At 49.8% G+C, this 12212-nt stretch carries 8 protein-coding genes; 6 read left to right on the plus strand and 2 right to left on the minus strand.

Annotated features, from left to right (window positions below; translation table 11 throughout):
• Nucleotides 1-523: 523 nt before the first annotated feature.
• Complete coding sequence (locus HUU10_13515; protein NUQ82626.1) at nt 524-1765, minus strand: MgtC/SapB family protein; 1242 nt, start codon at nt 1763-1765, stop codon at nt 524-526.
• Nucleotides 1766-1875: 110 nt separating this feature from the next.
• On the opposite strand from HUU10_13515, the gene HUU10_13520 reads away from it, so the two are divergent.
• The 6 genes from HUU10_13520 to HUU10_13545 all read left to right on the plus strand — a co-directional run bounded on the left by HUU10_13520 (nt 1876) and on the right by HUU10_13545 (nt 10247).
• Entirely contained in the window at nt 1876-2280 is a 405-nt protein-coding gene (locus HUU10_13520; GenBank protein NUQ82627.1) for a hypothetical protein, read from the plus strand.
• 28 nt (nt 2281-2308) lie between these two features.
• Nucleotides 2309-2896 (plus strand): DUF1761 domain-containing protein, encoded by a 588-nt coding sequence (locus HUU10_13525; GenBank protein ID NUQ82628.1) that lies wholly within the window; start codon nt 2309-2311, stop codon nt 2894-2896.
• 160 nt (nt 2897-3056) lie between these two features.
• Nucleotides 3057-3836 (plus strand): hypothetical protein, encoded by a 780-nt coding sequence (locus HUU10_13530; protein ID NUQ82629.1) that lies wholly within the window; start codon nt 3057-3059, stop codon nt 3834-3836.
• A gap of 96 nt (nt 3837-3932) precedes the next feature.
• On the plus strand, nt 3933-6023 hold the full coding sequence (locus tag HUU10_13535) for a glycoside hydrolase family 97 protein (protein ID NUQ82630.1): 2091 nt from the start codon (nt 3933-3935) through the stop codon (nt 6021-6023).
• A 130-nt stretch (nt 6024-6153) separates the two neighbouring features.
• Nucleotides 6154-8049, plus strand: a complete 1896-nt coding sequence (locus tag HUU10_13540) for a T9SS type A sorting domain-containing protein (protein ID NUQ82631.1) — start codon at nt 6154-6156, stop codon at nt 8047-8049.
• Nucleotides 8050-8165: 116 nt separating this feature from the next.
• On the plus strand, nt 8166-10247 hold the full coding sequence (locus HUU10_13545) for a M48 family metalloprotease (GenBank protein NUQ82632.1): 2082 nt from the start codon (nt 8166-8168) through the stop codon (nt 10245-10247).
• Nucleotides 10248-10329: 82 nt separating this feature from the next.
• Here HUU10_13545 and HUU10_13550 read toward each other — a convergent pair whose 3' ends face one another.
• Nucleotides 10330-12177, minus strand: a complete 1848-nt coding sequence (locus HUU10_13550; protein ID NUQ82633.1) for a hypothetical protein — start codon at nt 12175-12177, stop codon at nt 10330-10332.
• Nucleotides 12178-12212: the final 35 nt, after the last annotated feature.

A 12212-nucleotide genomic window follows, 5' to 3' on the forward strand; every position in this document is an offset into this window, starting at 1 on the left:
CGGGGAATCGGTCATCGAGTGACGAACGCAGTGAGTCGTATCGAGATGACCAGTTGGGATTCACATGGTGATTTTAAAATCAAATATCACCGGGCCCCTAGATAATCTTCATCCTTGTGGCTTCCCCAACTTCATCGGGGTAAACTTTGGTCATTGCCCTTCGACCAGCTCATGGACCAAGCGCAGTCGAAATGCAGCCACCGGATTCGGCACCCGGGGGACAGGAACATTCAACGGTCAGGATGCCCCTCTGCGAAAATTGACATGTTTGCATTTTAAAACCGGCAAAAGACCCTCACCCCGTCCCTCTCCGGCGGAGAGGGTGAAATTCCGTATTCCGGTCCCTGCATTTCGACTTGGTCCCAGAGCGGAGTCGAAGGGCTGAATTCCGATCTCTGCCCACCCGTCACTGAAAAACCCTTACCCTTCGAGAACCTCAGGGTCCGGGTTTTTCTGTATTCCGTATTCTGAATTCTGAATTCTGAATTCTCTCTCCTGACTCCTGGCTTCTGACTCCTGCATTTCATCCCATCCAGGCAAGCACCGCCAGTACCACTCCGTTTGTTCCTGCAATGGCGGCCAATCCTTTCCACAGGATGGGTCTTGCTGATGAATCACCGGTCATGGCAGCAAGGCCGGCTTTAAACAAGGTATTGACCAGCGCTGCCAGCAAAATGGCCACCGTGGCAATGGAAGCCAGTTGGTCAGAGGTGATCACCGAATAGACAATCGCATCCACATCAGTCAGCCCGGAAAGGGCAGCAACCAGGTACAAACCGCCAGTTCCGGCCCAATCCTGTCCCAACCGGGCCAGAAATGCAATGGTGAGAAACAGGGCTGTGAACAGGATTGCATTTTTCAGGTTCAGGGGATTCTGAACGTTACCCGACATGAAGGTTGCGGATGATGGTAGCCTTTTCGGACCGAGCCAGTGTGAGGTGACCAAACCCACAGCTGCAGAGATGAGCATGGGCAGGGTGGCCACCAACCCGGTTGCCGGAGAGAAAATCCATAAAATAACCAGAACCCGTGCGTACATGACCGACCAGGCCAGAACCATACCGGAAGCAAACAGGGGTGCATTTTCAGGCATTTCCCTGCTTTTTCTGGCAAAATCCCAGGTCAGGGCGGTGCTGGAAACCACGCCTCCCAGCAATGCAGTCAGATGAATTCCCTGTTCCGGTCCGAGTAACCTGATCGCCACATAACCGGAAAAACTGATTCCGGAAATAAGAAGAATCATCAGTCCGGCTGCACGTGGATTCAATACATGCATCGGACCAATGGATTCATCTGGAAGAAACGGTAGGATGATGGCAGCCATGATGGCGAAACGGATGAGGGCGGTCAGATCGTGACGGGTGAATTTTCCAAGGGCCGCGGTCACCTGGAATTTGATTGAGAGCAAGGCAGTGACCAGAACGGCCACCGACACGGCGGGCAGAATCTGATCCATCTGAACCATAACCCCCAGCAGGAATGCCACCAGAAACGTAACCTCGGTGGTGGCCCCAATGTCATTTTTCGCAGACAGTCTGAAGTAGGAAACCGTTACCAGGACAATAACGGCAACAAAGGCAACCACCAGAATCCAGAATCCGAACGAAACCGATACCAGAGCCGACAGATAGCCAAATAAGGAAACCAGCGGGAAAGTCCGGAAACCGGCAAACAGAGAATCAGGCTCCTGATGACTCACTTCTCTTTCCAGTCCAATCAGCATGCCGATTCCAAAAACCACAGCAAGATCGGTTAAAAGGTCCATGTGAACCTCCTGTTATTACCAGTTAATCTACCCAGTCCACACCGGACAATCAACCGCGGCTTTCCAATCCGGAATCGGATTTCAAAAAGGGAAGAATTATTTTTCACCTGATGAGTCACTCTGATACACCCCCCGGAAATCTGGTTGTTTCCATCGCCACCAATGATGGGGTTCGCGTGGCCGATCATTTCAGATCCTCTCTTTACTTTGAACAGTTCAGCTTTTCCGGTCAACAGTTAATCAGCAGGGAACGGATTGACAAATCACTGTTAGATGGGTTTGACCTTTCTGTTCCACCCAATCAGACCGGGGAACCCATCGATCAGCATCTGCAGATGTCGGCTGCCTTGTCGACCTCAAATGTGGTTATCACCCGGGGCATCGGACGAAGACTGTTTTCCCTGCTCACAGGGTCAGGCTGCAGGGTGATTGTGACCCGTGAATGGCTGATTGATACCGCAGTAAGCCTCCTGCTGCAAAACCGTCTGACTCACCATCCAGACCGGATTCACTGATTCCGTTTAGTAAAAATCTAAACAAGACTTGCCATTTACAGACCGGATGGTGTACATTGACAGCCAGGCCACGACTGGCTGGGACCTGTCTGTATTCCGGGTGGGGATCCACGGCTCCGGATGGCCCATTCTGGCAGAAGGTCTGTCAGATGAAAACCGGATCGTGGGGTTGACCCGGTCCGTAACTTATTACCTTAAAAGGAACAATCACATGGAAAACATCAGCCTGAACCATCTGGCCATCTTCTTATGTGCAGTGATGAATCTGGCCATCGGAGGCATCTGGTATTCGGTTTTATTTGGCAAACCCTGGATGGTGGCCGCCGGACTGACGGAGGAAAAGTTAAAAACGGCCAAACCAGCGGTGTCGATGACGGCAGGTTTTCTGCTCGCCTGGCTGATGGCCTACAATCTGGCCTTTTTCATCGGGGATCCATCGATCGACATGACCACCGGCGCACTCTATGGCTTTTTAACCGGCTTTGGCTGGGTCACGCTTTCCATTGCGATGACAGCCGCATTCGAAATGCGACCCCTTTCATACACTCTGATCAATGGCGGGTTCATGACCGTCTGGTTCACCCTGACCGGTTTGATTCTGGGTGCCTGGCGCTGATCTCCTTTTTTTTGGATTCCATCCACCCATCCGGGGTGGGTGGCCCTTCTCTGAATGCGGCTGATAGGATTACTTTCCGACCTGTTCTATCTTTGTGCCGCAGAATTCACTTACAATCTTTTTCAATATGATCAAATCCTGGTTTTCCGGCCGGACCCTCTTGTTACTGGTTTCCGCCTTCACTTTTTTCATCCGCCCCGATACTGCATGGACTCAGCCCATGACAAAGGAAACCTTTGATCAGGTTGTCGATTATGTCAATACGGAACTGCTGATCTTTTACATACGGACCCTTGAGCGCCGTGAGAAAAATCCGATTGATCAGCTGAAAGGGCTTGAAGAAAATACCATTGAAAAACCGGTCCCCTACCGCAGGTTGCTCGATTTTGTAACCGAAAAGGGATTTGATAATACAGCTATCAATATTGTGCTGACGATTAATAAGCGGAAAAACCTTTTCAGTACCAACCAGGGAAAAAAGGTGTTGATTGAGCGCATTCTGGATGATCAGGATCTGCCACCGTTTATTCAGAACAACGGGGCCCTAAGACTGATCACCCTGCGGGATGCACTTTTCGAGCATTTCAAGGTTCCGGTTCCCAAAGCCAATACACAGGGAACCACCTGGGAACAGCGACTTGAACTGGTCGAGCGCGGTTTGCAACGGACCAGACAGACCAATCAGGTCTGGTGGGCTGTCCGGAATGACTTTAATCTGATCACCCTGGTGTCAGCGGTCTTCCTGTCGATTCTGTTCACCACCTGGTATTTCAGGTACAAAACCCGCCGGACTTTCCGGGAACTCAGAAGCCGTCTTCGGGTCCTGGAAAATAACATGATTGTGCTGAGCGGTGAACCCGGTAAAATAAGAAGAGCCAGTGAAACGGCCACCGAACCCGATACCGAACCGGGTAAGGAAAAAGCCACATCCCGCTCCTGAATTCCATTAATTTTTCTTAGCGCCTGTACCGGCTGTCCGGAAAATTTGCGGGAAATTGCCATATTCGGTTTATCAACCAGATAAACCGGAGTATTCATGTCTGCCCGCCACACCTGTTTAGTGACCATCCTGTTCATTCTGCTCGCATCAGGAACTGTTTTTTCACAGCCATTCACCGTTCAATCACCCGATAACTCCATTCAGGTCAGCCTTGGTCAACTTCCTGACGGCACCATGATCTATTCGGCCAGTCACCGGAATCAGGTGGTAATGAACTGGTCAAAACTGGGATTCCGGCTCGACAAAGGCCCCAATCTGGAATCGGATTTAAAACCGGGAACTGCCGCCCTCACCGAAACCAATGAGAAATGGGAACAACCCTGGGGTGAAGTACGGCTGATTTCGAACCATTACAGAGAACTCAGACTACCAGTCAGCCGGCGTTCGGATGGCAAAACCGCCTATGTCCTGGTTTTCAGGGTATTTAATGACGGGGTCGGATTCCGGTATGAATTTCCCGATGAAACCGGACTGGGATCTTTCAACATCATGGATGAGCTTACCGAGTTCGTATTCGCCGATGCAACCACCAGCTGGTGGATTCCCGGATTGTTCGAAGGCCGGTATCTGCGTGATGAATATTTATACCGGCAGACACCGCTGCAGCAAATTGGAGTGGCCCACACACCGGTTACCATCGAGACGTCCAGCGGACGGTATCTTTCCATTCATGAAGCCAATCTTACTGACTATGCGTGCCTTCTGCTGGAGTATACCGGATTCGATGCTCTGAAAGCCCATCTGATGCCTTGGGCTGACGGGATCAGAGTCAAAGCAAAAACACCCTTCAACACTCCCTGGCGTACCATTCAGATCGGATTGTCGGCCGGTGATCTGGTGGAATCTTCTCTGATCCTGAACCTGAATGAACCTTCCGTTCTGAAAGATCATTCCTGGATCAAACCTGGCAAATATGTCGGAATCTGGTGGGGAATGCACATTGGTCCCTGGACATTCGGGACCGGACCGAATCATGGCGCCACCACTGCCAGAACCAAACAATACATTGATTTTGCTGCAGCAAACGGATTTTCCGGCGTACTGGTTGAAGGCTGGAACACTGGTTGGGATGATGTATGGTGGGACGACAAACCAAAATCATTCAACTTTACTCAGGCCCATCCCGATTATGATTTCAATGCTGTTACTGCCCATGCTGCCAAAAAGGGAGTTACCATCATTGCACACAATGAAACCGGTGCTGATATGCTGAATTATGAGCGTCAGATCGATTCGGCCTTTGCCCTTTACCAGCGTGCAGGAATCCGCGCGGTAAAAACCGGTTATGTCGGTCCACGTGCCAATGGTGAATGGCCAAACGGTCAATTTGCGGTCCGGCATTATCAACTGGTGACCGAAAAGGCGGCGGCCCATCAGCTCATGCTGGATGTTCATGAACCGATCAAGGATACCGGTCTGCGCAGAACCTGGCCAAACCTGATGACGCGGGAAGGAGCCCGGGGACAGGAATACAATGCCTGGTCGGCCGATGGAGGAAATCCGCCGGAACACCAGACGATTCTTCCTTTCACCCGTCTGCTTTCCGGACCCATGGATTACACACCGGGTATTTTTGATCTGGACTATAAAAATTCCCCCAACCGGAACCGGGTCAATTCCACATTGGCCAACCAGCTTGCGCTGTATGTCACCATTTACAGTCCGCTGACCATGGCCGCCGATCTGATCGAAAATTACCAGAATCAGCCCGCTTTTCAGTTTATCAAAGACGTTCCTGTTAACTGGTCAGAAACCCATGTGCTCAACGGAAAAGTCGGGGACTATTACACGGTTGTCCGGAAAAGCTGGGAAGGTCAGGAGTGGTTTCTGGGTTCTGTGACCGATGAGGTTGCACGTGATTTCGATTTTCAGCTGGGTTTTCTGCCGGCAGGAAAACGATATGTGGCCGAACGGTATGCAGATGGCCCCGGTGCAGACTGGGAAACCAATCCGTACCCGATGACCATCGACAAGTTTCTGGTGGATGGGTCCACCATTCTGAATGTCCGACTGGCAGCAGGCGGAGGGCAAGCCATCCGTTTCAGACCAGCCACTCCGGCTGATGAAAAGGAATTGAAACCATACAAGTACCCTGATCTGACAGGAATACGGGTGTTATCAAAATAATAGTCTTATCAGAGCAATAAGTGAAAGCCGGTGGGTGAAACCGGTTTTCCGGGCCGGATCGGCGGAGGGATTCCCGGCATTATTTATGCTGATTATCTGATGATTGGCCAACAGACCGAAAGGAAGAACCATGAAATCCGTTCAATCTGCTTTTCTGATTTTATCTCTGTTGGGATTGAATTCCGCAGCGTTTGCTTCCCCCGAAATCCTTACTGCCCCCACGCAGGTAATTGCCACCGGCTATCCGCGGCACATCGATCTGGGCTGGGCGCCGGATCAGAGCGTCAGTGTGAAGGAATACCGTGTGTACCGGAAAACGGAAGGCGGGAAAACCCTTCTCGGGACCACCGGAAAGGACATTCCCTTCTTTGTTCATTGGGTAGGTAAAGCCGATTCCACTGTAAACTACGTGGTCACCACTGTTTCAACGGGAAATGTGGAAAGTGCCGATTCACCCGAAGTATCTGCCACCACCGCCGAACAAAGTGATGACGAGTGGCTGACCATGATTCAGAAACACGGGTTCCGGTATTTCTGGGACTATGGGCATCCGACGAGCGGACTGGCCCGGGAACGTCTTGGCTCGGGCAATACCTGTACCACAGGCGGATCCGGATTCGGAGTCATGGCCTTTCCCATGGCAGTAGAAAGGGGATTCATCACCCGTTCAGAGGCTGTATCCCGACTGCTCACCATTACCAGTTTTCTTCAGTCATCTGTTCCCCGGTATCATGGTGTCTGGCCTCACTGGTTCAACGGATCGACAGGGGCCACCATTCCATTCAGTCAGTACGATGATGGCGGTGACCTGGTGGAATCGGCCTTTCTGATCCAGGGTTTGCTGGCCTGCCGGCAGTATTTTGACAGTAACGATCTGTACGAACAGGCACTACGGGCCAAGATCACCACATTATGGGAAGCAATGGAGTGGGACTGGTACCGCCGGTTTACCGATGGCAATACGTTATACTGGCATTGGTCACCCAATTATGCCTGGCAAATGAATTTTGCGCTGAAGGGCTGGAATGAAACCCTGATTACCTATGTGCTGGGGGCTGCCTCACCCACCCACTCCATTCCGGCCGATCTGTATACCAAGGGATTTGCCAGCGGTGACCGGTTTGTCAATGGCCGGTTTTTTTACGGCAAACAAATAGCAGTCGGATGGGACTGGGGCGGACCGTTGTTCTTTGCTCATTACTCTTTCTTAGGGCTCGATCCCAGGCTCATGCGCGACAAATACACCAAGCAGTATTCCTTCTCCGGCAAGTACACCTGGTACGACAACCTGCGCGCCACCACACTGGTTCATCAGCAATACGGCAAAAACAACCCCAAGAAATTTGCCGGCTACAATGAAACCACCTGGGGATGGACTGCCAGTGACAATCCGTGGGGATACAATGCACACGAACCCCAGAACAATGATAACGGCACCATCACACCCACAGCCGGACTGTCGTCCTTTCCCTACACACCGGTTGAGTCGATGGCACTGTTGAAAAATCTGTATTACACGTATGGTGACCGATTGTATGGTGTTTTCGGATTCCGGGATGCCTTTAATGTAAAGGAAAACTGGTTTGCCCAGAGCATTATCGCCATCGATCAGGGACCAATCATTGTGATGATCGAAAACCACCGTACTCAGCTTCTGTGGAACCTGTTTATGAAAAATCCGGAAATCATTCCGGCTCTGAAGGCCATGGGATTTGAAGAGGGCCTGTTCACCCCGGTGGAACAGGATCCCGTGCCGGAGCCCGGCAACATCCGGATCAACTCGGTATACCCGAATCCGTTCAATCCGGAAACAAAGATCGAGATCGACAATCCTTCACAGGGAACAGCGGAAATCACCGTTTGGTCGATAAACGGACAGCTTATCCTGACCCTTTTCTCAGGAATCCTGCCAGAAGGAGTATCAACTTTGAAATGGACGCCCGGGAATCTTGCCACAGGAAAATATCTGATCAGATTCTCAACAGGAGGCCGATCCACCACAACTCTGGCCACATATGTAAAGTAACCGTTCCCTCCTGCCCGACACACCCGGCTCTCCCACTCGATTTTTTTCTGATCTTTCCCTAATTTAAGACCTTTCAAACAATCTGATCCCATCATCCATTTCCACTTTTAGTCACTATGAAAACTGTCACAGAATGGAATTCAACCTTTCTTTCTAAGGTCTGGATTGCCTTAGTCAGTATTATCCTTTTCGTTCTGATCTACCTTCTGCTTCTTACGACCACTTTTACGGTTACCTGGTTTGCATGTAAATACAGTCTTCTTCTGTTATTCTTCAAACCACATTATATCACAATTATTCTGTTCATTTCTGCCTGTGTGCTTGGCGGGCTGATTTCCTTTTTCCTGCTGAAGAATTTGTTTAAAAAGGAAGTGATTGACAGATCCGGATTTATAGAAATTTCAAGAGAAGAGGAACCACAGCTATTTGCCCTGATCGACGAAGTGGTTAACCAAACCGGGGCACAGCCACCCCTGCATGTCTATCTGACCCCTGATACAAATGCCAGTGTTTTTTATGACTCCAGCATTCTGAGTCTTTTCTACCCATCCGGAAAAAATCTGTCAATCGGTGTTGGATTGCTGAATAGTGTGACCGAGCTGGAATTGAAGGCCATTCTCGGGCATGAGTTCGGTCACTTTTCACAGAAATCAATGACCATCGGATCCTATGTTTACTACATCAACCGTATCATTTATAACCTTGTACAACCCGACGAGGATTTAAACAAAACAGCAAATACCATTGCCGGACTGACCAATGTTCTTTATGGAGCAGTCTGGCTGGCCATGCGGGCGACCAATGGAATACAATGGATCGTTAAAAAGCTTTATCTGCTGGTAAACAAGGCTTACCTGGGTGTCTCGAGAGAAATGGAGTTTCACGCAGACCGGATTGCAGTTTCCATTACCGGATATGGGCCTTTGGAAACATCCCTGCTTCGTCTTCAGCTGGCTGATCATTCTTTCAATCAGGTAATTCAATTTTATGTGAATCAGGAAGGATCACGCACCCTGAATCTTTATGAACACCAATCGGATCTTTCTGCATTTCTGGCAACAGAAAGCGGATTAACTGTCCACAATTTTATTGCTGACATCAACCTCCAAAACACGAGTCATTTCAATTATTCCCGTCTGAAAATTACCGATCAATGGAGTTCACACCCTTCCATCGCAGATCGGATTGAGAGAGCAAAGTCCCAGGATGGACCGGTGTGCACTGATACACGGATCCGGGCGATCACTCTCCTTCAATATTCTGAAAAGTGGCAATCCACGTTTACCAGCCAATTCTTTGAAGGACTTGGACGGCAGGAAAACACGGTTCTGCATCATGCACAGGATTTTCTTTCTGCTTACAAGGAACAATATGAAGCGCGTCAATTTGATCCGGTATTCTGCGAGTATTACGATAGCAGAAATCCATTAACCCGTGAACAATTGCGCGCATTACAGGAATCTGGAGAAACACACGGGCATGAAACAGTCTGGTTTTCTAAAAAACTTGCAGAGGAGTCACAAAAACTTCAGGCTCTTGAATCGGATTGCCAAACGATAAGACAACTGATTGCAGGCGATGTCCATCTGACACATTTTGAACTTGATGGCATCAGGATACGGTTAAAGGAAGCCCCTGCGGTACTGGAACAACTGCAATCAGAAGCGGAAACCCTCTCCAGTTCCGTTTTAAAGCAGGAAGCCACTATTCTGTCCCATATACAGGAACTGGCTGAACAATCGGGAAAATCAGACGAACTCACTCTTTTCTGGGATCGCTACGAGCAGATTGATCATTTATTCGACCTGAACTTTCCAATTATTCAAACTGTTCAGGCAGAAATAGCCTTCATGTTCGAAGAAACAAAACTGGATCTCATTCCAAAGAAAATTGAGGCATTCAGGAAAACAGAGAACCAATTTAAAAAGGCAATTGAATCGGTTTTAAACCATGACCTGTTTTCTGATCAGCTTACTCCGGCACAACGGGAAGTTTTAAACAATTTTAAATCGGATTTTCAGATTTATTTCAAACACCCGGAATACCAGGATCAGTCGGTCAAATTATTGACGGAGTCACTGACGATCATGATTGAATTTCATCATGAATCATTTTTCAGACAGAAAAAGGAACTGTTAAACCTGATTGCAGCCATAAAAAAAGAAAATTCCGGGGACCAGATTTCCATGACCACCTGATTTCTGTTGCCCATCTGTCCTGAAATCAAGTCTGCGTCTTTCTTCAGGCTGGCTTCCTGCGATTCATTTTCGGGGAGCGCTTTTACGGTGCCGGGTCCTTTCCCTTCCAGTCGGGATACCACTCATCGTAATTGGCGGTGTAAGGCACGACCAGCACTTTGCCTCCGAAGCCCATCTGCTGAAAGGCCGCCATGTTTACCGCTGTCACCTTTACCGTTTTCAGCGCATCGAGATCCATGGTCAGTCCCTGTTTTCTGGCTTCTCTGACGGTGATGCCATTTAACCGCTGAACGAATTTTTCATCCCAGGCTTTGGCTGCCATATCGGCCTTAACGGTTTCATACGGTTCTGGTTCGACTGGTTTCACTCCGCCCAGTTTCTTTTTCCCGATTAACTGGATCAGTGAAATGTACCGGCCTGTCTTTACCGGACCCAGGATTTCCATCAATCGTCTGGCAGCCAGATCCTTCCCCACTCCACCGCGCTGCGAGGGCAGGAACCATCCGGTCTCTCCATCGGGATGCTTTAAACCCGGATTCTGATTGTACTGTCTGAACAGATCTGAAAAGGAGCGGCCAAGACGGTGTGCTTCCAGAATTTCCGGGATCTGTTCTGCTTTTTCCACCTGAATCTCGATGGCATTTACCAGAACGGTATCGGCGGTTTTCAGGCTTTCCTTTTCATACTGCGCCCGTATTTCCTGTTCAGAAACATCAATCGTATCGGCCACCCGACCCTTGACCCGTTCGGCCAGAAAATAATCTGAAAAATCCCGCAACCGCTTCACCACTTCGGGATGGGAGGCATATCCCCGACGGTACGCTTCATGATTTAAAACGGCATCGCGGGCGATGATTTCGGTAATGGATCCGAATTCACCTTTAAAGCGCTCCGGATCGGAGGTAATCACATTCCAACCTCTGAACTGCAGGTCCCACAGAAAGTCACGAACCTTGACCGGTGCCGTTGCATATTTGATCAGGTTCATGGCCAGCGTATCGGGACCCAGTTCGCGTTCAATGGCGGCCACATCCCCATCGGAGAGACTGACCGGGGATCGTTTTTTCTCAGTCTGAGATTTCATCCGTGGCATCAGTTTTTCATATAATTTCCGGTTGAGAACACGGAATAAACGGCCATCGGTTGCAACTTCTTTCCCTTTGAAAAAAGTCTTCATGAACTCGAGATAATAGGTGTCGGCTTCACGGATGTGGACCATGTCATCCAGTTTCCGTTTCCAGATGGCTTTCTCCTTGTCGGCCACCACCGGTGTGGGTTCTATCCGTTCCACCCGAAAGACAAAAAAGCCTTCAGGACGTCTGACCGGACGGGTATATCCGCCAACCGGCGTGTCATAAACCGCATCTTCCACCGGTTTTTCAAGACTGCCGAATGTGATTTGCATCGGTCGGGGTTGTTCCGCCGATTCCGGACGGGTGGCAAGCAGCGAATCGAAGGAAGCCCCCAGTTTCAGCCGTGAGTACAGAAACAGCGCCGAGTCATAATCGGGATGAAACACAAACCGGATGTGCCGAAACTCATGGGCGCGCGCTTCGGCCTCGGCCAGCATGGCAGGTGTCACCGACACCTTGCTCTGGATATCGGCTTTGAAAAACTGGTCGCGCACCGAAATTTCCTCCATGGACCGAATCATCCGCCGGATGGCGTACAACGTATCCAGCCGGAGTTGCCTGGCATAGGCGGCCAGAACCTTTTCGGCTACCATGGTTTTGAGAAGCTTTTCCTTCGATTCCGTCATGGGCCCTTCCAGTTCCCGGCCCGGTTGAGGTGTGGTTTCCCATTTCATGATGAAATCATCGGTGGTGATCACCTGATCTCCCATCATGGCCAATGGTTTTGCGGGTTGGGAGTAAGAAAAAGCACTGAAGAACAGTAAAAAAAAGAGGGAAAAGGAAAGTCTCATCATCATCCGGAAATTATCGTAAATGGTTGCTCATTAACATC

The sequence above is a fragment of the Bacteroidota bacterium genome (genome assembly GCA_013360915.1).
GTDB lineage: Bacteria > Bacteroidota > JABWAT01 > JABWAT01 > JABWAT01 > JABWAT01.

Coding starts and splice junctions, on each gene's coding strand:
- HUU10_13515 (NUQ82626.1), bottom strand. CDS start 1,765: ATGGACCTTTTAACCGATCTTGCTGTGGTTTTTGGAATCGGCATGCTG.
- HUU10_13520 (NUQ82627.1), top strand. CDS start 1,876: ATGAGTCACTCTGATACACCCCCCGGAAATCTGGTTGTTTCCATCGCC.
- HUU10_13535 (NUQ82630.1), top strand. CDS start 3,933: ATGTCTGCCCGCCACACCTGTTTAGTGACCATCCTGTTCATTCTGCTC.
- HUU10_13540 (NUQ82631.1), top strand. CDS start 6,154: ATGAAATCCGTTCAATCTGCTTTTCTGATTTTATCTCTGTTGGGATTG.
- HUU10_13545 (NUQ82632.1), top strand. CDS start 8,166: ATGAAAACTGTCACAGAATGGAATTCAACCTTTCTTTCTAAGGTCTGG.
- HUU10_13550 (NUQ82633.1), bottom strand. CDS start 12,177: ATGATGATGAGACTTTCCTTTTCCCTCTTTTTTTTACTGTTCTTCAGT.